Origin of the sequence: Paraburkholderia sp. JPY419 (assembly GCF_050435705.1) — a bacterium.
Classification (GTDB): domain Bacteria; phylum Pseudomonadota; class Gammaproteobacteria; order Burkholderiales; family Burkholderiaceae; genus Paraburkholderia; species Paraburkholderia youngii.
The window spans coordinates 860,333-881,536 of sequence record NZ_JBNDKV010000001.1 but is presented as its reverse complement, the minus strand read 5'-3'; the positions used below and the strand labels follow the sequence as shown (position 1 = coordinate 881,536).

Annotated in this window: 19 protein-coding genes; 10 read left to right on the top strand and 9 right to left on the bottom strand. The window is 62.7% G+C overall.

Annotation, left to right across the window (positions count from 1 at the left end; genetic code table 11):
* The first annotated feature begins 318 nt into the window (after window positions 1–318).
* The 3 genes from QFZ91_RS04055 (at window position 319) to QFZ91_RS04045 (ending at window position 1,897) form a co-directional block, all read left to right on the top strand.
* Window positions 319–762, top strand: a complete 444-nt coding sequence (locus QFZ91_RS04055) for an Hsp20/alpha crystallin family protein (RefSeq protein ID WP_429566328.1) — start codon at window positions 319–321, stop codon at window positions 760–762.
* A 27-nt stretch (window positions 763–789) separates the two neighbouring features.
* A complete protein-coding gene (locus QFZ91_RS04050; protein WP_429566184.1) occupies window positions 790–1,197 on the top strand; it encodes an Hsp20/alpha crystallin family protein in 408 nt (135 codons plus the stop codon).
* A gap of 139 nt (window positions 1,198–1,336) precedes the next feature.
* Window positions 1,337–1,897, top strand: coding sequence for an Hsp20/alpha crystallin family protein (locus QFZ91_RS04045; RefSeq protein ID WP_176122214.1), 561 nt, complete (start codon window positions 1,337–1,339; stop codon window positions 1,895–1,897).
* A gap of 192 nt (window positions 1,898–2,089) precedes the next feature.
* Here QFZ91_RS04045 and QFZ91_RS04040 read toward each other — a convergent pair whose 3' ends face one another.
* Window positions 2,090–2,338, bottom strand: coding sequence for a hypothetical protein (locus QFZ91_RS04040; RefSeq protein WP_429566327.1), 249 nt, complete (start codon window positions 2,336–2,338; stop codon window positions 2,090–2,092).
* Window positions 2,339–2,735: 397 nt separating this feature from the next.
* Between QFZ91_RS04040 and QFZ91_RS04035 the strand changes: the two genes are divergently transcribed.
* Window positions 2,736–3,071 carry a hypothetical protein gene (locus tag QFZ91_RS04035; protein WP_429566326.1) on the top strand — a complete coding sequence of 112 codons (336 nt, stop codon included), beginning with the start codon at window positions 2,736–2,738 and terminating at the stop codon, window positions 3,069–3,071.
* A gap of 117 nt (window positions 3,072–3,188) precedes the next feature.
* On the opposite strand, the gene QFZ91_RS04030 is transcribed toward QFZ91_RS04035, so the two are convergent.
* From QFZ91_RS04030 to QFZ91_RS04015, 4 genes are all read right to left on the bottom strand, one after another.
* On the bottom strand, window positions 3,189–3,686 hold the full coding sequence (locus QFZ91_RS04030; protein ID WP_176383142.1) for a ferritin-like domain-containing protein: 498 nt from the start codon (window positions 3,684–3,686) through the stop codon (window positions 3,189–3,191).
* Window positions 3,687–3,995: 309 nt separating this feature from the next.
* Window positions 3,996–4,226, bottom strand: a complete 231-nt coding sequence (locus QFZ91_RS04025) for a hypothetical protein (RefSeq protein ID WP_176383144.1) — start codon at window positions 4,224–4,226, stop codon at window positions 3,996–3,998.
* Window positions 4,227–4,772: 546 nt separating this feature from the next.
* Window positions 4,773–5,390 carry a TetR/AcrR family transcriptional regulator gene (locus tag QFZ91_RS04020; RefSeq protein WP_429566325.1) on the bottom strand — a complete coding sequence of 206 codons (618 nt, stop codon included), beginning with the start codon at window positions 5,388–5,390 and terminating at the stop codon, window positions 4,773–4,775.
* A 183-nt stretch (window positions 5,391–5,573) separates the two neighbouring features.
* Window positions 5,574–7,037: an efflux transporter outer membrane subunit gene (locus tag QFZ91_RS04015; protein ID WP_429566324.1), complete on the bottom strand. Its 1,464-nt coding sequence runs from the start codon at window positions 7,035–7,037 to the stop codon at window positions 5,574–5,576.
* Between the two features lie 95 nt (window positions 7,038–7,132).
* On the opposite strand from QFZ91_RS04015, the gene QFZ91_RS04010 reads away from it, so the two are divergent.
* The 5 genes from QFZ91_RS04010 to QFZ91_RS03990 all read left to right on the top strand — a co-directional run bounded on the left by QFZ91_RS04010 (window position 7,133) and on the right by QFZ91_RS03990 (window position 15,006).
* A complete protein-coding gene (locus QFZ91_RS04010) occupies window positions 7,133–7,750 on the top strand; it encodes a TetR/AcrR family transcriptional regulator (protein ID WP_368717970.1) in 618 nt (205 codons plus the stop codon).
* 81 nt (window positions 7,751–7,831) lie between these two features.
* A complete protein-coding gene (locus QFZ91_RS04005; RefSeq protein WP_429566323.1) occupies window positions 7,832–8,947 on the top strand; it encodes an efflux RND transporter periplasmic adaptor subunit in 1,116 nt (371 codons plus the stop codon).
* Entirely contained in the window at window positions 8,944–12,084 is a 3,141-nt protein-coding gene (locus QFZ91_RS04000; RefSeq protein WP_429566322.1) for an efflux RND transporter permease subunit, read from the top strand. Before QFZ91_RS04005 ends, QFZ91_RS04000 begins: the two co-directional genes overlap by 4 nt.
* A 73-nt stretch (window positions 12,085–12,157) precedes the next feature.
* Window positions 12,158–12,964 carry an oxidoreductase gene (locus QFZ91_RS03995; RefSeq protein ID WP_429566321.1) on the top strand — a complete coding sequence of 269 codons (807 nt, stop codon included), beginning with the start codon at window positions 12,158–12,160 and terminating at the stop codon, window positions 12,962–12,964.
* Window positions 12,965–13,329: 365 nt separating this feature from the next.
* Window positions 13,330–15,006, top strand: a complete 1,677-nt coding sequence (locus QFZ91_RS03990; RefSeq protein ID WP_429566320.1) for a methyl-accepting chemotaxis protein — start codon at window positions 13,330–13,332, stop codon at window positions 15,004–15,006.
* Between the two features lie 193 nt (window positions 15,007–15,199).
* Here the strand turns inward: QFZ91_RS03990 and QFZ91_RS03985 are convergent, their stop codons facing one another.
* Genes QFZ91_RS03985 through rbsK form a run of 4 tightly spaced genes read right to left on the bottom strand, consistent with a single transcriptional unit; the run spans window position 15,200 to window position 19,720 of the window.
* A complete protein-coding gene (locus QFZ91_RS03985; RefSeq protein ID WP_429566319.1) occupies window positions 15,200–16,297 on the bottom strand; it encodes a LacI family DNA-binding transcriptional regulator in 1,098 nt (365 codons plus the stop codon).
* A gap of 59 nt (window positions 16,298–16,356) precedes the next feature.
* Window positions 16,357–17,316, bottom strand: coding sequence for a dihydrodipicolinate synthase family protein (locus tag QFZ91_RS03980; protein ID WP_429566318.1), 960 nt, complete (start codon window positions 17,314–17,316; stop codon window positions 16,357–16,359).
* 38 nt (window positions 17,317–17,354) lie between these two features.
* Window positions 17,355–18,674 (bottom strand): MFS transporter, encoded by a 1,320-nt coding sequence (locus tag QFZ91_RS03975; protein ID WP_429566317.1) that lies wholly within the window; start codon window positions 18,672–18,674, stop codon window positions 17,355–17,357.
* A 53-nt stretch (window positions 18,675–18,727) separates the two neighbouring features.
* The gene (gene rbsK, locus QFZ91_RS03970; RefSeq protein ID WP_429566647.1) at window positions 18,728–19,720 is read right to left on the bottom strand and encodes a ribokinase; all 993 of its coding nucleotides are present in this window, start codon (window positions 19,718–19,720) and stop codon (window positions 18,728–18,730) included.
* A gap of 574 nt (window positions 19,721–20,294) precedes the next feature.
* Here rbsK and QFZ91_RS03965 point away from each other — a divergent pair.
* The gene (locus tag QFZ91_RS03965; protein WP_429566316.1) at window positions 20,295–21,158 is read left to right on the top strand and encodes a class I SAM-dependent methyltransferase; all 864 of its coding nucleotides are present in this window, start codon (window positions 20,295–20,297) and stop codon (window positions 21,156–21,158) included.
* The last annotated feature ends 46 nt before the right edge of the window (window positions 21,159–21,204 follow it).

Here is a 21,204-nt window from a genome sequence, read left to right as displayed (position 1 = left end):
TGCCGCTCGTCAGCGATTGCGAGCTTGTCAGGGCCGGTGCATGTCGCTTCGCGATTTCGCTGAGCCGTCCGTAAATGTCGAGTTAGGGACGCGGAATCAGAATCGGCGATCGGCTGGGCGAGCGTCGAGGCTAAGGGCATGGAACTTGCGCTACCCACCTTGAAATTTTCTCCGTGCATACTATTCTAAATTCCGCTCAGGCAGCCGCGCCCGCCATGCGGCGCGCTGCGTGTTTCGATTTGTTTGCCGCAGCCCGGCAGACGGACTGGAGCGCGTAGGCCGGTTCGTTTCCGTGCTGCATCCAAGGAGGAAACGATCATGAGTGACCTTTACTTCGGGACCGACCTGTTCAGTGAGTTCGACCGTCTGCAACGGCAGATGGCGAGCCTCTTCGGCGGCTTCCCTTCCAGTATCCGTTCAGGCCGCGCTGGCGCCTTCCCGCAGATCAACATCGGTTCGACCGACGACTCGATCGAGATCGTCGCGTTCGCGCCCGGGGTCGATCCGGCCAAGCTCGACGTATCGCTAGACAAGGGGTTGCTGGCCATCAGCGGCGAGCGCGCGAGCTCGCAACCGGAAACCCGCGGCGACGATGTGCGCACCTATGCGCAGGAGCGATTCGCTGGCACGTTCCGGCGCGTGGTCGAGCTCCCGCAAAACGCTGACCCTGGCAAGGTCAGCGCGCGATACACCAATGGATGCCTGATGGTGAGCATCGGCAAAAGCGAGGCGTCAAAGCCGCGGGCGATCACCGTTCAGTGAGCGGCTGGCAGAACTACGGAGGACATCATGAACGACACGACTGAACTCGCCAGAAAGGACCAAACGGCGGTGGCCCAGCGCGACGGTGATGCGTCGCAACGTCGGATCACGTTGACACCGCCGGTAGACATCTTCGAAGACAGCCACGGCATCACGCTGTGGGCGGATCTTCCGGGCGTGACCAGGGAGCGGCTGGACGTCAAGGTCCACGATGGCAACCTGTACATCGAAGCAGAAGCGGTGGTGCCGACACCGGCGGAACTGCGCCTGCAGCATGCGGAGATCCGGCAGCCTCACTTCGCGCGGGCGTTCTCGATCAGCGCCGACTTCGATGCGTCGAAAATCGAAGCCAATCTGAAGGACGGCGTATTGAAGCTGACGATACCGCGCCGCGACGAAGCGCGACCGCGCCGCATCGAGGTGAGTACCGACTGAAGTCGGCCGGGGGAGGGGGACAGCAGTAGCAAGAAGCTGGATGCTGTCCTCCGGCCACCGCCTTTCGGCTGTCGAGTCGAAGCAGTCGCGGCGCGGAGACCGGAATCCCGTTTCGACGCTGATAGGAAAGGAGCACATGATGAACACTGATCCGAAAAAATGGAACCCCTTCAAGTTCCTTCGCGGAGCCGCCCGCAAATCCGATGCGGACGACACGGACGGTCGGCGCGCGGATGAGTGGCGGGCCGCATGGCCTGACATTCCACGACTATCTCTTCGTGAACCGTGGCGTGCCGTGGAGGAATTTTTTCGTGACCCATTTGCAGGCGGTGGTGCGTTTGAACGATGGTTTGGCGACTTCAGTTCGTCGCGCTTCCAGCCGCGCATCGACGTCGTGGACGAAGGGCCGGTGCTTCGCGTAACTGCGGAACTGCCCGGGATGGGACGGGAGGACTTGAACGTGAGCGTCGAGGAAGGGGCAATCGTGCTGCGCGGCGAGAAGAAGCAGGACGTGCGCAGCGAGGAAGACGGATGCTATCGGTTGGAGCGAGCCTATGGAAGCTTCGTGCGCAGAATTCCGATGCCGGACAATGCCGATCCAGACCATGCATTGGCAAAGTTTGACAACGGCATTCTTACATTGACCGTGCCGAAAACGGAACCGGCGCGCTCCACTAGTCGGACCATCGATATTGGGTAGCACCCAGGCCAGAATTGCCTGGCAGCGGGGACTTTCTGGCTGGCCGGGCCGTTAGCTCAATTGGTGGAGCAGTGGCGGTGTGTGCGCAATCGGGAGCAACCTGGCTTCACGAAAGCCTTGGCATTCGCGCACGTCGAATCCGTGAGTATCTTGACACATGCGGGGTACTCGCAAAGCGGCTGTTTGCGCTTATCAGATTCCGCTTGTCGGGTCGATGTCGAGTCGTCGCACCAGCACGTTTTCCGCAAGCCGTGTGTTGACGAGTTCTCTGCATAGCCATGTCACGTCTGACGCGCACGTGGCGAAAATGCACAGTTCAACGGTCTGGTCGTTGAACTGCCTGACGTTGCCCGCAAGTTGCGCATCGCTGTCGTGCAACGCCCGGCATAGAAGCAGAAGGCCTGACCTGTCCGCGAGGCGAATCGTCATGTGGATCAGCATCTTTCACCTGTTCGCTTGCCACGGGGAACGGGCATCCTTTCTCCCGGCGGCATCGGCCGGTCGATCTTTCCAATGGTCACGCAGTGAGCAATCCGCGACATGACTCGTTGAATGCCGACGAATGTATGGCGATCGCGCATCCGGCATGCCAGGGCACGACACAACGGCATGCCCGATTCGGATTCCTTGGCTTTAATGCGTCGGTGCTCAGCCGGAGGCGTGAAGCGAGGGCTTATGGAGAAGCTCTAGTGCGGTCCCGGGAATAACCCCTGCTCATTCCAGGTGATGCTGCCGCGAGACTGACGTTCGGCAGTAGCGGGCTGTCGCAAGTGACGAAGCGACTGCGGCGTTGCGCCCGACAGTTGGCGACATCGATCCAATGGAATGGAGGCGAACCATGAAGTTCACGACAAAAGCGATGCTGGCTTCTGCGCTGGTGACGGCACTGTCGGGCGGCGCCTATGCGCAGGGTGGCGGCGCAGGCGGAGCGGGCGGGGCCGGCGGCGGAGGCGAAGCTGGGAACGGCGTGGCCGCTGGCGGCGGCAATGCTGGGGGCGCCGGAGGGATGGCGACGGGTGCGACAGGAACCGGTGGCGGTATGGGAACCGGAACTGGCGCTGCGCCTGACAACCCGACGAGGGACCGGTCGAGCGGGATGAACAATAGCACCCGTCCCAACACCGGCCACGGCACGAACGACAATACGGATAGCAAGCAGCAAAACGGCCAGTGATGAATCGAAGCATCGGACCCACGGACCAACGTGACTGGCACAAATCGAAGGCAAATCACAAGATGGCGAGCGCAGGCAGACCATTCGACCGGTACGCCTGCGCTGTGTCCTCATGGTTTACTGTTGCGTAGCCTTCTTGTTACCGGCTCTTTCCGCAAACTCGGTAAGCTTGAGGTCCGTGGCCTTTTCTTCGTCCAGCGTCTCTGTCAGCAGTTTCACGGCTTCGGTGAAACCCAGTTGCTTGCCAATGGCGCACAGACTACCGTAGGTGGCGATCTCGTAGTGTTCGACCTTCTGCGCGGCAGCCACGAGGCCCGCATCCAGGACCGGACCTTTTTCGATCTCGTCGATCAGTTCCTGTCCTTCTTCTATCAGTCCCTCCATCGCGATGCACTTCATTCTCTTCAGGCGGATATCGCAAGTTTCCACCACCTTGTCGATCCGTTCGACCTGTCCTTGCGTTTCTTCAAGATGAGTCTTGAATGCGTCGCTCAGCGCCGGGTCGGAAGCGGCGCGGGAGAGTTTCGCTAGTGCTCGCGTCAGTTGCTTCTCCGCGCTATAGATATCGGAAAGCATGTGCACGAACAGATCATCGACCGTCTTTCGCTGTGACATTTGTGAGCTCCTAAAAGGTTGTTTAGAGCCCTCACTGGCGCAACGAGTGTGCCCGAGACGGACCGACACGCATTCAAACCGGCGGCCGCCAGTGGGGATCGTCAATGGTCCTCACCGCAGCGACGTTCACTGGGCTCGCGATATGTCTTCGCACAGGTGGAGAGTGCCGCATTCCCTGGCCATCGCGGATATCGAAGCATCTTTGGGCAAACGTCGAGGCCGCAAAAAACGGCGCAACCGTGCTGGCAAAAGCATCGGCTGCGTGTCAAGAGGACGAGACTTGCTTGATGTGAGGGGAATTGCCAACGCTTAGAAGTTGACGTCGAGCCATGCCTTCGCCCAGGCCACACCGCGCTCGTTTGCGGAAGCCTGGGTATCGAAATAGCCGATGTCGGTGAAGCGAAAGACTTGGCGATTGTCTACGTAGTCCTGAGGGCGGCGCTCAACCTCCACGCGAGCGTGGTAGTGAAAGCCTCTCTTCTCCGGTGAGGAACGAATCACCCACTCCCGATGCGTCACCTGCCATGATACGTCGGTCATTCTGAGTTGTATGGACGCCTTCCCGTTTGCCAGGTGCGACCAATCTCCATAGTAAGTGGGTCTTCTACGCGGCGTGAACCGCGTAACCGGATCGGATCGATACGTTCGACCATAAGCCATTAGCGCACCAGATGGTGCACTCAATCTTGTGGGCCAGCGCAACGCGCCGGTTCCACGCAGCAGACTCCCGGACAGAGAGGGTATCCATCGAGCCCACGCTCATTGGCTGCAGCTATAGTTCCTTCTGGCCTCTCCGCTTCGATGCATGTTTGCGAGCAGTCAATGTGCCTCGGCGGTTTGCATGTGCCTGTCCGAAAGACGCGGTCAACGACGCACACGCGTGAGCAGATTTTCCGCCACCCTCGAAAATGGGGACGTTTGCGCGGAAGGCCCTTCCTGGCTAGGGGGCGTAAAGATCTTTGCGCTTTCCACCTTGCGCCGTGACGCGTTATATCGGCGTGTCTCGTCGGCCGCTATGTTCAGTCTCATCGCGGTCGGCCCTTCACTCAACCAGCTAGAACGGACCTTGCGCCAATCAAGGTTCACTCAGAACGATGAACGTGTGAACATTCTCGTCAGGATGTTGCTCACAACCGCTTCGGCTGAAGTCTTCGACAGCTCGTTGGGCATGGTAACGGTGAAATAGACGACGTCGTCCATCAATGCGATCGTGGCAAGTGCCTGGGCGGCACAGGCTCCTGGCACTTGCATGTTGACGTGCTTGCAGAACTGCTCGATGAAGGAGGCGATCATCTCGCGCTTTTCTAACCAAAGGACGTTCATCTGTTGCCGGAACTTCGCGTCACGCATGGCATGCAGGCGTGCCTCGGCCCACATGACGTAGTTGTTGTCGTCGCGATAACGCTGCGCGTATAACAAGGTGAGCCGCTTTCGCAGGTCCTGGCTGGACGAACCGGCCTCTAACAGCTTCCGCAAGTTTTCCTGGATGTTCTGGTGATCGAGACGGAGCAGTTCGACGAACAGGTCGCTTTTGCTGTCGAAGTTCGAGTAGAACGCACCACGGGTATAGCCGGCCCGGGCGGCGATATCCTCTACGCTCGTGGCGGCCAACCCCTTGCTGGCAATGCTCAAGGCCGCTGCACCGAGCAGGCGCCTGCGGGTCTCTTTGCGGGATTCTTCCCGGGTCAATCGTTTGCGTGACATGCGATAAGGCGGTGTAGACGAAACGCTGCGCTTCCATTTCCTGATGGCAAGTGACTGCAGGGACCTTTCGACAGGTAGCCGCTCCGCTGCGCGGGAGAAGCGGAGTCCTCATCAACCGCCATCGAAGAACAAAGATTGCCAAATTCCCGACGCCGCTTTGCGTGCTTTCGGCGCGTGCGCTAGCTACCTGGTGGCAACCGTCGCTTCGGATTCGCTGGATTGCCAACCACCCCCGAGCGCCCTGAAAGCAGCGACTGCCGCGCGGGCTGACTCCGTTTGTGCCTGCACTCGCGCGTCGGAAGTGCGTAGCAGGCTGTCGTCGGCTTGCAGGACTTCAATCAGACTGACCGCGCCTTTTTGATAGGCTGCAAACGAGGCAGCTCTTGCGCGGCCGAGCGAGTCCACGCCCTGCGTGAGCGCAGCAGCCTGTTCCTCGCGCTTGACCAGTGCCGAAAAAGCGTTCTCCACGTCCTCAGTCGCATGTAATGCGGCAAGCCGATAGGCAGCCAGCATCTCGGCCTCCTGACCCTTGGCCTGGCTGATCTGCGCATTGATCCGGCCGAAGTCGAACAAACGCCAGCGCAGACCCAGCACGCCGGCGGCCTGGCTGGCGCCGCTCGAGAACAGATTGCCGCTGGCCACGGATGTCGCGCTGCCGATCAGCCCACTGAGGGAGACCTTGGGGTAGTACTCGGCGATGGCCACTCCAATACGCGCATTCGATGCGGCGAGGTGTCGCTCGGCCACGATCAGGTCTGGCCGCCGCCTGAGCAACTCGCGCGGCGATCCGGTGGCTCCGATCTGCGGGGGGACGGGGATGTCGCCAGCTTCGAGCAACTCGGCCCGATGTACGCCGGGCTGGGCGCCGAGCATCACATCCAGTGCGTTCATGGCCGCGTCGAGGCCCGTCTCGAGGACCGGGACCGAGGCCCGGACCTGGGCAAGCGCCCCCTCGGCCTGTCTTACCTGAAGCTCGGCTGCCAACCCCTTGCCATACAGAAGGTTGATGGTGGAGAGCAGATCCTGCTGCGTCTGCACCTGTCGCCGCGCGACGTTCAGACGGGCTTGCAATCCGCGGATGCTGATATAGATGTCGGCGGTCTGTGCAGCCACGGCCAGGCGTGTGGCCGCGGCGCCGGCTTCCGAAGCCTCGTACTCGGCGAGCGCCGCTTCCCGTCCACGACGCAGGCCTCCGAACACATCCAGTTCCCAGCTCGCGCTGAGATTGGCTTCGTACTCGTTGCCGTAGCGCTCGAAACCGGGCGTCGAGTTCAAAACTCGCCCGAGGGGCGTTTCAACGGACTGGTAGACCCTGGCTGCCTGGCCGCTGACATTGCCGGAAGGCAGCAGCGCGGCATTCGCCGCCCCCAGTGCTGAACGTGCCTGGGCGACCCGAGCAGAAGCTTGCGCGAGGTCAAGGTTCTGCTCCAGCGCAAGCGCGACGAATCGCGTCAGTTGCGGATCGCCAAACGCCGTCCACCAGGTCACGAGGTCCGCGGTGGTCGTTGCATGCCGATGATCGACCGCTGTCTGGCCCATGAACCGCTCCGGCATCGGTACATCGGGCCGAACGTAATCGGGACCTACCGCGCAGCCTGCTGAAAGGCTGGCGACGACAAGCATGGCAAGGGTGCGTTTGGGCAGCATGAGCTTCTTCCGGGCGAAGAGGACGAGTAAAGGTGACTATAATACAATTTAGTCACTTGTTGTCGATTTCTGGGGGCGGCGGTAAGCTAGGAACCATGAAAAATGCAGCCACCTATCCCATTTCGGCCCGCGGCCCAGCCGACCATGACGTGCGCGATCAGATCGTTGCCGCGGCCACCGAGCACTTCAGCCGGTATGGCTACGAGAAAACGACCGTCTCTGATCTCGCCAAGTCCATCGGCTTTTCCAAGGCGTATATCTACAAGTTCTTCGAGTCCAAGCAGGCTATTGGCGAGATGATCTGCGCGAACTGCCTGCGCGAGATCGAAAGCGAGGTCAAAGCTGCCGTCGAAGAGGTCGCCCGGCCGCCAGAGAAACTGCGGCGGATGTTCAAGGCGATCGTCGAGGCGAGCCTTCGCCTGTTCTCCCAGGACCGCAAGCTTTACGAGATTGCCGCGTCGGCCGCCACCGAGCAATGGCAGGCGACGCGCGCCTATGAAGAGCGCATCCAGAAGCTGCTTCAGGACATCCTCCAGGAGGGGCGGCAAAGCGGGGACTTCGAGCGCAAGACGCCGCTGGATGAGACCGCGATGGCGATCTACCTGGTTTTACGCCCGTACCTCAACCCGTTGATCCTGCAGCACAGCTTCGATTACACCGAGGAGGCGCCGGCGAAATTGTCCAGTCTGGTGCTCCGCAGCCTCTCACCTTAACGCGCACCATTTGTGACTATTGACTATATTGGTCACTAGAACCATAATCGGACCCATCATCCTTTCGTCGATGGGTCTTTCATGCTTGCGCGCCGCCTCGCTACCTCAGCCGTCGTCTTCGCGTTGCCGTTTGCGCTGGCCGCTTGCGGCGCAAAAGCACCGCCCGATCCGCGCACGGAGGCGCCGCTGGTGCGTTCCGCCATCGTTCGGGACGCACCGCCTGCCTCGCGCTCATTTACCGGAACCGTAGCCGCCCGGGTGCAGAGCGACCTGGGGTTTCGTGTCTCCGGCAAGGTGCTCGAGCGGCTGGTCAATGCCGGGCAGAGCGTCAGGCGCGGCCAGCCGCTCATGCGCATCGACCCCGTCGATCTGAAGCTGGCCGCGCAGGCGCAGCAGCAGGCCGTCGCTGCCGCGCGGGCACGGGCGCAGCAGACGGCAGAGGATGAAGCGCGCTACCGCGATCTGCGCGGCACGGGCGCCATTTCCGCCTCGGCCTACGACCAGGTCAAGGCCGCGACCGATGCTGCCAAAGCCCAGCTCAGCGCAGCCGAAGCACAAGCCGACGTCGCGCTTAATGCGAGTCGCTATACGGAGCTGGTGGCCGACGCCGATGGTGTCGTCATGGAAACGCTGGCCGAGCCCGGGCAGGTCGTCAACGCCGGGCAGACCGTGGTGCGCCTGGCTCACGCAGGACGTCGCGAGGCCGTCATCCAGTTGCCGGAAACCCTGCGCCCTGAGGTCGGTTCCGTCGCGCAGGCAACGCTCTTCGGCAAGCAAGACGTCACGGTTCCCGCCGAATTGCGGCAACTATCCGATGCTGCGGACCCGCTCACGCGCACCTTCGAGGCTCGGTACGTGCTCGGCGGCACGCTGTCCGATGCACCGCTAGGAGCAACGGTCACCATCCAGATTCCGGATGCGCATCGTTCCGCGCAAAGCGCGCTGAAGGTGCCGCTTGGCGCCCTTTTCGATGCGGGCAAGGGACCGGGAGTATGGGTCGTCGACGGCGTGCCGCCAAAGGTCTCCTGGCGGCCGGTCACGGTCGAGCACGTGGATGACGACGACGTCCGCATCAACGGCCCGATCAAGCAAGGCGACCGGATCGTCGCGCTCGGCGCGCATCTGCTACGCGAAGGCGAACCGGTCCGTGTGGCGGGCCAGGCTCCCGTGACCGCAACTGAGGGAGCCCGTCCGTGAGCGAAGGTCGTTTCAACCTTTCCGCGCTCGCTGTGCGCGAGCGCTCCATCACCCTGTTCCTGATCTGCCTGATCTCGCTGGCCGGACTCGTTTCATTCTTCAAGCTCGGCCGTGCCGAAGATCCCGCCTTCACGGTCAAGGTGATGACCATCATCACTGCCTGGCCGGGGGCCACCGCGCAGGAAATGCAGGACCAGGTCGCCGAAAAGCTCGAAAAGCGCATGCAGGAGCTGCGCTGGTACGACCGTACGGAGACCTACACAAGGCCGGGCCTCGCCTTCACGACCTTGACCCTGCTCGACAGCACACCGCCTTCGGAAGTGCAGGAACAGTTCTACCAGGCCCGCAAGAAAATCAGCGACGAGGCAGGCAACCTGCCGCCTGGTGCGATCGGGCCGATGGTCAACGACGAATACGCAGACGTCACCTTCGCGCTGTTTGCGCTCAAGGCCAAAGGCGAACCGCAGCGCCTGCTGGTACGCGACGCCGAGACGCTGCGCCAGCGGCTGTTGCACGTGCCGGGGGTGAAGAAGGTCAACATCATTGGCGAGCAGGCGGAGCGGATCTATGTCGAGTTTTCGCATGACCGTCTGGCAACGCTGGGCGTCAGTCCGCAGGACGTGTTCGCCGCGCTGAACGGCCAGAATGCGCTGACGCCCGCCGGCTCGGTGGAGACCAGGGGCCCGGAGGTGTTCATCCGCCTCGACGGCGCGTTCGACGCGTTGCAGAAGATCCGCGATACGCCCGTCGTGGCGCGGGGACGCACGCTGAAGCTATCGGACATTGCCACCGTCACGCGTGGCTATGAAGATCCGGCGACGTTCCTGATCCGCAACAACGGCGAACCTGCCCTGCTGCTGGGCGCCGTGATGCGCGACGGCTGGAACGGCCTCGACCTGGGTCGCGCGCTGGACCGCGAGGTGGGCGCGATCAACGGCGGGCTGCCGCTCGGCATGAGCCTGACCAAGGTCAGCGACCAGGCCGTCAACATCAGTTCGGCGGTCGATGAGTTCATGGTGAAGTTTTTCGCGGCCCTGCTGGTGGTCATGCTGGTGAGCTTCGTGAGCATGGGCTGGCGCGTGGGCCTCGTGGTTGCCGCGGCCGTGCCGCTGACCCTGGCGGTGGTCTTCCTGGTGATGCTCGCTACTGGCAAGAACTTCGACCGCATCACGCTGGGATCGCTGATCCTGGCGCTGGGCCTGCTGGTGGACGACGCCATCATCGCCATCGAAATGATGGTGGTGAAGATGGAAGAGGGCTACAGCCGCGTTGCCGCCTCCGCTTATGCCTGGAGCCATACCGCGGCGCCCATGCTCTCCGGCACGCTGGTCACGGCGGTCGGCTTCATGCCCAATGGCTTCGCCCGATCCACTGCGGGCGAGTACACGAGCAACATGTTCTGGATCGTTGGGATCGCGCTGATCGCATCGTGGGTGGTCGCCGTGGTGTTCACACCTTACCTCGGCGTCAAGATGCTGCCCGACTTCAAGAAAGTCGAAGGTGGCCACGACGCGCTTTATGACACGCCGCGATACAACGGTTTCCGTCAACTGCTGAAGCGCGTCATTGCGCGCAAGTGGCTGGTCGCCGGTTCGGTCGTGGGCCTCTTCGTGCTGGCCGTCCTTGGCATGGCGGTAGTCAAGAAACAGTTCTTCCCGATCTCCGACCGCCCTGAAGTGCTGATCGAAGTGCAGATGCCGTATGGCACGTCGATCGCCCAGACCAGCGCCGCCACAGCGAAGGTCGAAGGCTGGCTGGCCAGACAGAAGGAAGCGAGAATCGTCACCGCCTATGTCGGTCAGGGCGCACCGCGGTTCTACTTCTCGATGGGACCGGAGCTGCCCGATCCGTCATTTGCCAAGATCGTGGTGCGCACGGATAACCAGGACGAGCGCGAGGCACTCAAACAGCGGCTGCGACAGGCAATCGCCGATGGGCTTGCCCCTGAGGCGCGCCTGCGCGTCACGCAGCTCGTATTCGGCCCGTACTCGCCGTACCCGGTCGCTTACCGGGTCACGGGTCCGGACCCGGACAAGCTCCGCGGTATCGCGGAGCAGGTTCAGCAGGTGATGGATGCGAGCCCGATGATGCGCACCGTCAACACCGACTGGGGCACGCGCACGCCCACGCTGCACTTCACCTTGCAGCAGGACCGGCTGCAGGCCGTGGGGCTGACATCGAGCGCGGTCGCGCAACAACTGCAATTCCTGCTCACCGGCGTGCCTGTCACCGTCGTGCGCGAGGACATTCGCACGGTGCAGGTCATCGCGCGCTCGGCCGGCGAGGTCCGGCTCGACCCGGCGCGGATCGACGACTTCACGCTGGCTGGCGCCAACGGCCAGCGCATCCCGCTGTCGCAGGTGGGCAAGGTCGACGTGCGCATGGAGGAACCGATCATGCGCCGGCGCGACCGGATGCCGACGATCACCGTGCGCGGTGACATCGCCGATGGCTTGCAGCCGCCAGACGTATCGACGGCGATCACGAGGCAGCTTCGGCCCATCATGGACAAGCTGCCGGACGGCTACCGCATCGAGCAGGCCGGCTCGATCGAAGAATCAGGCAAGGCGACGACAGCCATGTTGCCGCTCTTTCCGATCATGCTGGCGGTCACGCTGGTCATCATCATCCTGCAGGTGCGCTCGATCTCCGCGATGGTCATGGTCTTTCTGACCAGCCCGCTGGGACTGATCGGTGTCGTGCCGACCTTGATCCTTTTCCGGCAGCCGTTCGGAATCAATGCGCTGGTCGGCCTCATTGCGCTATCGGGGATAGTGATGCGCAACACGCTGATTCTGATCGGCCAGATTCACCAGAACGAACAGGCCGGGCTGGATCCGTTCAATGCCGTGATCGAGGCAACCGTGCAGCGTGCGCGGCCCGTGATCCTGACCGCGCTGGCGGCGATCCTGGCGTTCATCCCGCTGACCCATTCGGTGTTCTGGGGGACGCTCGCGTATACGCTGATCGGTGGCACTTTTGCAGGAACGATCCTGACGCTGGTGTTCCTGCCGGCCATGTATTCGATCTGGTTCAGGATTCGGCCGGTCGATACGACTAATCTGCGCAGAGGCAGGCACGAGCAGGCGCAGCCTGCGAAAGAAATGCCGCAGGACGTGCTCGCTGCCAGGCAATGAACCTTGGTTGCAAGGTCAATCGGAGCGGCTGATCCGCTATTTATCCCATTCACCTGCATCGAACGGAACTGCCATGTCGAATTCTAAAGTCGTCGTTGTTACTGGTGTGTCGTCGGGGATCGGACGAGCCACCGCGGAGAAGTTTGCCAGCCGGGGTTGCCGGGTATTCGGCACCGTACGCAACGCTACAACCGCGCAATCGATACCCGGTGTTGTGCTGGTCGAGATGGATGTCCGTAACGACGCCTCAGTGCAACGTGCAATCCAGAGCGTCATCGCGGAAGCCACCCGCATCGATGTGCTTGTCAATAGCGCGGGCGTGACGCTGCTCGGCGCGACGGAAGAAACGTCGATTGCCGAGGCTCAGTCGCTATTCGATACCAACGTTTTCGGGATTTTGCGCACAACACGAGCGGTACTGCCGCACATGCGCTCGCAACGTTCGGGAAGAATCGTCAATGTGAGCTCAGTGCTGGGCTTCCTTCCGGCTCCGTACATGGGGCTCTATTCAGCATCGAAGCATGCCGTCGAGGGAATGTCTGAAACCTTGGACCATGAGGTGCGCAAGTTAGGAATCCGCGTGGTGCTTGTCGAGCCTTCCTATACCAGGACCAATCTGGATCTCAATGCACCGCATGCGGCTTCCAAAATCGCAGCCTATGACGATGAGCGCGCCATCGTGTCCCGCGCGATTCAAAAAAATGTCAATGAGGCGCCGGCACCTGATGGCGTCGCAACCACGATTGTCGATTCCGCGTTGGGCGCATGGAGAATGAGGCGCACTCCAAAAGGCCAGGCTTCTCTCCTAAGCAAATTGCGTCGCTTCGTGCCTGCTGGACCCCTCGACGCAAACCTGATAAAGACATTTGGACTCTCGTGAAGTCGCCTACCGATTCATGTCTGGACTGCCAACCGATTTTAAAAATCGCTTTCGCGAATATCACGATTGATTTACAACGCCAGAGAAAATTGGTGTGGTCTCCTATATTCACCGATCCTATTTTGTCTGATAAAAATGCGCTTAAACAATACCTAATTCCCGATAGAACAAATCAATATCGCGCCAACGTTTGCGGATTCGATAGGCGGGGCAATCCTGGCTTCAGTTCATTGAGTCTGCCGCCGTAAATGCATATGCGAGGCGCATCAGTTTTCACGGGCGCGGGCGCATACCGGTGCGTGACTCGGGCATCACGAACGATCGCCTGCATTTACGTGTCTTTCCGTCGAAAATGGAAGCGAAAAATGATCCTGAATAACTTGTCTGTGAAGACAAAGCTTACGGTGGCTTTCGGAGCATTGGCCGTTGTTGTACTGATCGTTTCAGGACTCGCCTTGAAGGAGCTGGACGACGCGAATGACCGCTTTTCCGGCTACATCAATGGTATTAACGCACGGGCCACGATGGCTGAAGCTGTCCGCACCGCAGTTGATGATCGTGCCGTGGCGGTGCGCAATCTGGTGCTGGTCACCACGCCTGAGGACATCGAGCTGGAAAAGGCCGCCGTCATCGACGCTGAACGCAGAGTCGAGGCTAACCTGGAAAAGTTCAATGCCATGGTAGCGGGCGCTTCCGACATGAGCGACAAGGCACGCAGACTCGCGGCCGAACTTCCCAGGATCGAGGCGCTTTACCGCCCCGTGGCCCTGGAAATCAACAGGCTCGCGGTGAGTAATCAGCGCGATGCGGCGATTGCGGCAATTGATACCAAATGCAGGCCACTGCTTTCGGCTCTGATCAAGGCGTCCAACGAGTACGAGGACTTCACCCGTGAACGCGCACAACAAATGGTCCGCCAATCGAGCGATCAATTCGCGACTCAGCGGAATCTGCTGATTGCAATCTGTCTGGCTGCGCTCGTGCTGGCGGTCATGGCAGGGGCAGTCATCACCCGCAGCCTGCTACGCGCTTTGGGCGCCGAGCCCACGGCGCTGGTCGAAGTGACGCAGCGCGTGGCCGGCGGCGATCTGAGCCCGGTGCCGGGGGCGAACAGTGCGCCGACCGGAAGCGTGCTCGCCTCGATGGGCAAGATGCAGCTTAGCCTCGTTCACCTGATCGGTCAGGTTCGTACTTCCGCCGACAGTATCGCGACGGGTTCGAGCCAGATCGCGTCGGGCAACGTGGATCTTTCCACGCGTACAGAACAGCAGGCTGCGTCATTGCAGGAAACTGCGGCAAGCATGGAGGAGCTGACGTCAACGGTGAAGCAGAATGCCGAAAACGCACAGCAGGCGAGCTCGCTGTCGGCCAACGCATCCGAAGTGGCGGGACGGGGCAATCAGGTCGTTGGCGAGGTGGTCGATACGATGAGCGAAATCAGGACGAGTTCCACCAGAATCGCGGATATCACCGGGATCATCGAGGGGATCGCCTTCCAGACCAACATCCTCGCATTGAATGCCGCGGTGGAGGCCGCCCGTGCAGGCGAGCAGGGACGCGGGTTCGCGGTGGTCGCGAGCGAAGTGCGCAGCCTCGCTCAGCGCTCGTCCAGTGCCGCGAAGGAGATCAAGGATCTGATCAACGCGTCCGTGCAGAAGATCCAGAATGGGTCGTCGCTCGCCAACGAGGCGGGGAAGACGATGGCGGAGGTGACCCAGGCCGTCGCGCGGGTGACCGACATCATGGGGGAAATCGCAGCCGCGTCGACCGAGCAGAGCCGCGGGATCGAGCAGGTCAATCAGGCGATTACGCAGATGGACGAAGTGACGCAGCAGAATGCCGCGCTGGTGGAGGAAGCGGCGGCGGCGTCGAAATCGCTCGAGGATCAGGGCCGGCAGCTGAACCAGGCGGTTTCGTTCTTCCGTCTGGATTCTCAGGCCCGTGCGCACGCAACGGGAGGAGCTGCTGCCCCGGCAAGCGTCCCGGTAGCACGGCTGCGGACCGCGCCACGAGCACCTCGGAATAGGGCAGCCTACACGTAACGTTGCGCTCGGGAGGCGGTAGATGTTGGCGAGATGCGGCTCGTGCGCAACCAGAAAGAGCGAGCCGCGGCACTTCTGAACCGATCGAATCCAGGCATCGCTGTAATGCGACGATGGTGCGGTTCGATCAGATTATCGAGCTACTTCGAAGAGCGCGCCTCCGTGCCCCTAGGCTGCAGGACATCAACAACACTCATCCCACGCACGGCCCGGTTGACCCGCGCACTTTCAATTCCACCGGCACGGCATACCCTTGTCGCGTCGGTCGTCCATCCAGCGCATCGAGCAGATGCTTCGCGGCGACCGTGCCGATCTGGCGCGTGTCCACATGCATCGTGGTCAGTGGCGGCCGCGCTTCGCGCGCGATCGCGAGATCGTCGAAGCCGGTGACCGAAAGCCGCTCGGGTATCGCGATGCCGAGCTCTTCCGCCTCCCGTAAGACGCCCAGCGCAATATGATCGTTGCCGCAGATCACGGCGGTTGGACGCGGCCCCGGTTGTTGCCAGAGCGCGCGCAACGCCCGTCGCCCAAAATCGAGCGTGGATTCACCTTCGATCAGATGCTCCGGCCGAACCGCGAGACCATGACGTTCGAGCGCGACGCGAATTCCCGCGAGCCGCGCCTGCACGCGGTCGTTATCCCGTGTCGGCTGGATGCAGACCGCGAATGACCGGTGTCCGATCGCGACGAGATGCTCGGTAATCTGCTCATAGGCCGCGCGGTTGTCGAAGCCAATGCAATCGTGGGGGCTTCCCTCGCGCCACGCATAGAGCACGACGTAAGGCACGCGCCACACGCGCAGCGCTTCGAAGAGTTCCGGCGGATGCGCCTCGCCCACGACCGCGATAGCCTCCACGCCACGCGCGAGCATCGCGTGAACCTGAGAGAGCGCTTCATTGGGGCTGTAGTTCGAACATCCTAGAAAAAGCGTGATGCCGCGCGCGGCGAACTCCGCCTGCATGCCGCTCACCTGCGATGCGAAGACCTGATCGTCGAGCGTGGGAATCACGATGCCCGCAATGTGACTGCGGGTGGACGCGAGCGCGCGCCCGGCCGCATTCGGAAACCAGTTCAGCTCCAGCGCGGCCTGTTCGACGCGCTCGCGCACGCTGTCGGACACCTTGCCGGGCTCGTTGTAGACGCGCGATACCGTCGCCGTGGACACGCCCGCGCGTTTTGCGACATCCGACAGGACAGGGCGGCCCGCGCCGCGGCGGGCGCGCACGCCGGCCGAACGTCCGGTCGGCGACGGTTCTTCGAGAGTGGAGGCGGAGTCAGAGGAGCGAGGCATCAACGGTGTGATTCGAATAGAACGCCCGTCATCTTACCCGCGGCGGGGTGATGACTGGGTCAAATCCCGGCGGCGATGCGTGAACGGAAATGCTCGGTGCCTTCGACGATCCTGTCGAGCACCGCGTCGAGCGCCCAGAAGCGCTCGCGCACGTCGTAGTCGATTGCGCGGCAACGAATCGACTGAAAGGTGCCGATGCGCTGGTGATACATCTTCGCGAGCGCCGGATAGCCGAGCGCCTCTGACACCGCAGCGAGTACGAGAAAAGTCGAAAGCTCGCGGGCGAGCGCCGGATTCTCGTCGGAGCGGTTGCGCAACCAGTTGTACAGGTCCGGATGAAAGTTCGTGAACACACCGTTGAAACCTGCCGAGCCGGCTTTCATCGCGTCCCACGCGATCGCGGCATTCGCGTTCAGGATCTTCATGGGCGAGCCCTTCGCCAGCGCGACGCGGCGCTTCACGGTGCTGAGATCGCAGCTCACGTCCTTCAGCATCACGAAGCGGCCGGTATCGATGCACATCTTGAGCTCGTCGTCGGACAGCAGGCGCCGGTAAGGAGCGGGGCACTCGTACAGCCCCAATGGAATGTCGGAAGGAAGGCGGCTCATCAGGCGACGCAGGTTCACCGTGAACGCTTCGGTGCCTTCGCGGCGCGGATCGAGCCGGTTCGTCACCAGCACGATGCCGTCCGCGCCCGTCGCCGCGGCCGCGTTCAGCTCCAGGGCCTGGGCGTCCGGATCGTCGCTGATATGGCCTGAGACCACGACCGGCGCGCGGCCGGCCACGCGCTCGACCACGAAGCGGCCGAGCGCGGCGCGTTCGTCGAGGCTCAGGAATTGCATTTCGCTCGACTGGGCGACCGCGAAGAGCGCGTCCGAGCCATGCGCGAGATACCACTCGATCAATCGTTCGAGCCCGGCATAGTCGATGGTCCCGGCGTCGTCGAAAGGCGTCAGCATGACGGGAACGATGCCTTCGATCGAGCGCGTCGAGCGCGGCAGGGAAGTGGGGAGGGTCATGTCGGTGTTGTCCTCTTGAGAATTGAAAATGACGCTTCTCAGGCGTGAGCGCGAGCCGGCGTACCCGGTTCGATCTCGAACTCGATCGGCTTGCGCACGAGGAAGAGATAGCTCATTGCGCCGACGAAGGCGATTCCCGCGGCCGTCAGCAAAGCCGGCACGAAGGACCACGACTGCGCGATGTAGCCCGTGAGAATGGGCGCGAGTGCGCCGCCGAGAAAGCCGCCGAAGTTCTGGATGGCGCCGAGCGAGCCGACGCGGTTGGCCGGTGCGGCTGCGGTTGCCAGTGCCCATGAGCAGGCTGATGCTGCATTGGCGAGAAAGATCACGACCGAGATGCAGACGATGGCGATCGTATTGCTTTCGACGAGTGCGGCCGGCACGGTAAACGCCACCATGCCGAGCATCGCGATGACGACCGCGTTGCGCCTGCTCGCCACCGGCGAGGCGCTCCTCTTCGTGATGAGGTCGGAGAACCAGCCTGCGCAGAGCGCGCCGAGAAAGCCGCAGAAGAAGGGCACCGAGGCCGCGATTCCCGTGTGCATCAGAGTCATGTGGCGCTCTGTCGTCAGGTAGCCGGGCAGCCAGGTCAGATAAACCCAGTTCAGATAGACCGAGCCGAAGAAGCCGATCAGCATCCCCCAGGTCGTGACGTTCGAGAACAGCGCGCGCCAGTCGGCGAAGCTGAGCTGCTCGGCAGGCTTCGTCTCCCCGGCGTCGCCTTTGAGGTAGTGCAGTTCCTCTGCAGTGAGCGCAGAGGGGGTTGGATCGCGATAGATAGCGAGCCAGATCACCGCAACCACGAGACCGAGCGCGCCGGTAACGATGAAAGCCCAGCGCCAGTGAAATTCCACCACGAGCACCGACAGGCACAGCGGTGCGAGCGCCGTGCCGAGCGGCGACGCGGAATTGAAGATGCCGGTCGGCTTGCCTCGCGCACGCAGCGGAAACCAGTTGCTCACGACGCGCGCCGCCGACGGAAACTGCGGCGACTCGCCGATGCCGAGCACGATGCGCGCGACGACGAACCAGCCGAAGGTGGACACGATGCCGCCCGCGGCCTGCGCGAGCGACCAGATGATCAGGCCGACTCCGAGCAGCCTGCGCGGTCCGATGCGATCGACGAGGCCGCCGACCGGCAGTTGGAAGAGCGCGTAGCTCCATGAGAATGCCGACAGCAGCAGCCCCATTTCCCCGAGCGACAGACCGAGATCCTTGCGGATCAGCGGATTCGCGACCGCGAGCGTGCCGCGATCGAGATAGTTCACGATGCCACTCACCATCAGCAGCGTCAGCGCCACGATCTGGGCGCGGCGCACGCGCGGAGGTGCCTGCTCGGACACGGGGGTTGGGTTCATGCTGTCGTCTCCATGTTGTGTTGTGGATAGGCTGCGATCCCACGCAGCCGGGTCTATCGAACCGTTGCCGGGAACGCGGGTTGCGCCCGCACCTCGGCCTGGGTCGGGATGGATGCCTGCGCGCCTTGACGCGTGACGCTGAGCGCCGCGGCCCGCTGTCCGAACTCGATCGCGTCGCGAATGCTGGCGCCGCGCACGCGCTCGGCTGCGAAGCCGCCGACGAAGGTATCGCCGGCCGCCGTGGTGTCGATCGCATCGACGCGCGGCGCGGGCAGGTGACCTTCTTCCCCGGTTGTCGCGTACCAGACGCCCTCGGCGCCGAGGGTGACGATCACCGTCTCCACGCCTTTCGCATGCAGGTGCGCTGCGGCTTCACGCGCGGACGCCGGGCCATCGACGGGCACGTCCGTCAACAAGTGGGCCTCGGTCTCGTTGAGAACCATATAGCTGACCTGCTGGTAAAGCGCGTCCGCAAGCGGCTGTGCCGGAGCCGGGTTCAGCAGCACCGGCGTGCCGAGCCTTCCCGCAACTGAAATGGCGTGCCGCACGGTATCGAGCGGCACCTCGAGTTGGCAAATCAGCATGCCGGCGGCGCCGATGGCGTCTTGCGCCGCATCGACGTGAGCAGGAGTAAGCGCGGCGTTGGCGCCCGGCGAAACGACGATCGTATTCGTACCGTCCGCGGCCACCGTGATGGCGGCGATGCCGGTCGACACGTCGTTCACCATGTGCAGGTGCGCCGTGTCGATGTGCTCGCTGTCCAGACGCGCGCGGAGCTGTGCGCCGAAGTCGTCGTCTCCGATGCAGCCGAGCATCGCCACTGAAGCGCCGAGCCGCGCCGCTGCGACCGCCTGATTGGCGCCTTTGCCGCCGGCGAATGTGGCGAACGCGCCGCCGAGCAAGGTTTCCCCCCGCGCCGGCAGACGCTCCGCGTGCACCACGAGATCCATGTTCGCGCTACCTGCGACGATGAGCCGGACCGAGGAGGATGCTTCGGTGGAGCGTATGTTAGCGATTACATTTCCAAATGTTTTTACGGATGACATGCGATGAGGACCGGTGAAGGTTGCAATTCGCGACGTGTTAGCGCTTACATTACCCGCCAAGGCACGACGACGCAATCCAAAAGTCACGACCCTCGGGAAGTCCCCTAAAAAGCTGATGACATGGCGCCCATTCACTTGTCAAAGCCAGATCCAAATGTCGGGGGCGGGGGGGGGCTGTGACTGCGGTTACGCGGTCAAGCGTCTCCGTTAGCAACGCCCGGAACATGTCTGGCACTGGCTGAGTCTCCTCGTGAAGTACCCGGCTATCAGACTCTTCGTCCTGCTGTTTCTCGGCGAAATGTCGGATCATCAGGGAAGTAGAGATACCACCGAGTTCGCCAGGTGGCCGCCCGTTCGAATCGAAGTAAGCACGCTCCCGTTTCCAATCGGTAGGCAACAGCCCAACTTCGCCTCCGCGCATTCCGCTTATGATCAATGTACGCAATGCAGCAAAGCGAAGTACATCCATGAACGTGCGCGGCTCTTCGGTCATTACGATGCGGGTGAGGTTCGGCTCCCCCTTGCCTCGAACAAAGGGTAGCTAGTTAAGAACGGATCAGAGCAAGGAGATGACATGGCAGAGCAAAATGCTTATCAGGTGGCCGACTGGAATGGTCAAAGCGGGGAGCGCTGGGTCGCCAACCAGGCCCGGCTCGACGCTATGGTGGCGGTGTTCGGCCAGGCCGCGATAGAAGCCGCCGCGCCCGCGGCGGGCGAGCGCGTGCTGGACGTCGGCTGCGGCGCGGGCGCGTCGAGTCTGGCTCTGGCCGCCCGCGTCGGCCCGGGGGGCCAAGTGCTGGGGGTGGACATATCCGAACCGCTGATCAGCCGGGCGCGCGCGCTTGCGCCACAGGATACGCCGGCCCTGTTCCGAGTGGCCGACGCCAGCAGCGCAGAGCTGCCCGAGGGCGCGTTCGACATCCTGTTCTCGCGTTTCGGGGTGATGTTCTTCGACGATCCGACAGGAGCGTTCGCCCATATGCGACGCGCGCTGCGGCCGGGCGGGCGGGTCGCGTTCGTCTGCTGGCGCGGCGCGGCCGAGAACGATTGGGTGCGCCTGCCGATGGGCGCGATCAAGGGCATCCTCCCGCCGAGCGCGGCGCCGGATCCCGAAGCGCCCGGCCCATTTTCGTTCGGCGACCGGGGTCGCGTGGCACGCATCCTGACGGCGGCCGGCTTCACCGATATCGCTATCGCGCCCTTCGATGCTTCCGTCCCGTTCGGCGAGGGCGGGACGCGGGACGCTGCGATCGACGACGCGGTGAAGATGACGCTCGAGGTCGGCCCGCTGTCGCGCGCGCTCGCTGATAAGCCTGACGACATCCGCGCCCGCGCCTCGGCCGCGGTTCGTGCCGCCTTCGCGGGCCTGCCCGGCGAGCGGTCGGTGATGATCGACGGCGCGGCGTGGATCGTCATGGCACGCAATCCGGCACGCTGACAGGGATTAACAGGGGAGACGCCCCCGCTCGGTAGAGCGGGCGTCG

Bases quoted from the DNA above. Each gene is read 5' to 3' on its own strand.
- QFZ91_RS04055 (WP_429566328.1), top strand. From the start codon at position 319: ATGAGTGACCTTTACTTCGGGACCGACCTGTTCAGTGAGTTCGACCGT.
- QFZ91_RS04050 (WP_429566184.1), top strand. From the start codon at position 790: ATGAACGACACGACTGAACTCGCCAGAAAGGACCAAACGGCGGTGGCC.
- QFZ91_RS04045 (WP_176122214.1), top strand. From the start codon at position 1,337: ATGAACACTGATCCGAAAAAATGGAACCCCTTCAAGTTCCTTCGCGGA.
- QFZ91_RS04040 (WP_429566327.1), bottom strand. From the start codon at position 2,338: ATGCTGATCCACATGACGATTCGCCTCGCGGACAGGTCAGGCCTTCTG.
- QFZ91_RS04035 (WP_429566326.1), top strand. From the start codon at position 2,736: ATGAAGTTCACGACAAAAGCGATGCTGGCTTCTGCGCTGGTGACGGCA.
- QFZ91_RS04030 (WP_176383142.1), bottom strand. From the start codon at position 3,686: ATGTCACAGCGAAAGACGGTCGATGATCTGTTCGTGCACATGCTTTCC.
- QFZ91_RS04025 (WP_176383144.1), bottom strand. From the start codon at position 4,226: ATGACCGACGTATCATGGCAGGTGACGCATCGGGAGTGGGTGATTCGT.
- QFZ91_RS04020 (WP_429566325.1), bottom strand. From the start codon at position 5,390: ATGTCACGCAAACGATTGACCCGGGAAGAATCCCGCAAAGAGACCCGC.
- QFZ91_RS04015 (WP_429566324.1), bottom strand. From the start codon at position 7,037: ATGCTGCCCAAACGCACCCTTGCCATGCTTGTCGTCGCCAGCCTTTCA.
- QFZ91_RS04010 (WP_368717970.1), top strand. From the start codon at position 7,133: ATGAAAAATGCAGCCACCTATCCCATTTCGGCCCGCGGCCCAGCCGAC.
- QFZ91_RS04005 (WP_429566323.1), top strand. From the start codon at position 7,832: ATGCTTGCGCGCCGCCTCGCTACCTCAGCCGTCGTCTTCGCGTTGCCG.
- QFZ91_RS03995 (WP_429566321.1), top strand. From the start codon at position 12,158: ATGTCGAATTCTAAAGTCGTCGTTGTTACTGGTGTGTCGTCGGGGATC.
- QFZ91_RS03990 (WP_429566320.1), top strand. From the start codon at position 13,330: ATGATCCTGAATAACTTGTCTGTGAAGACAAAGCTTACGGTGGCTTTC.
- QFZ91_RS03985 (WP_429566319.1), bottom strand. From the start codon at position 16,297: ATGCCTCGCTCCTCTGACTCCGCCTCCACTCTCGAAGAACCGTCGCCG.
- QFZ91_RS03980 (WP_429566318.1), bottom strand. From the start codon at position 17,316: ATGACCCTCCCCACTTCCCTGCCGCGCTCGACGCGCTCGATCGAAGGC.
- QFZ91_RS03975 (WP_429566317.1), bottom strand. From the start codon at position 18,674: ATGAACCCAACCCCCGTGTCCGAGCAGGCACCTCCGCGCGTGCGCCGC.
- rbsK (WP_429566647.1), bottom strand. From the start codon at position 19,720: ATGTCATCCGTAAAAACATTTGGAAATGTAATCGCTAACATACGCTCC.
- QFZ91_RS03965 (WP_429566316.1), top strand. From the start codon at position 20,295: ATGGCAGAGCAAAATGCTTATCAGGTGGCCGACTGGAATGGTCAAAGC.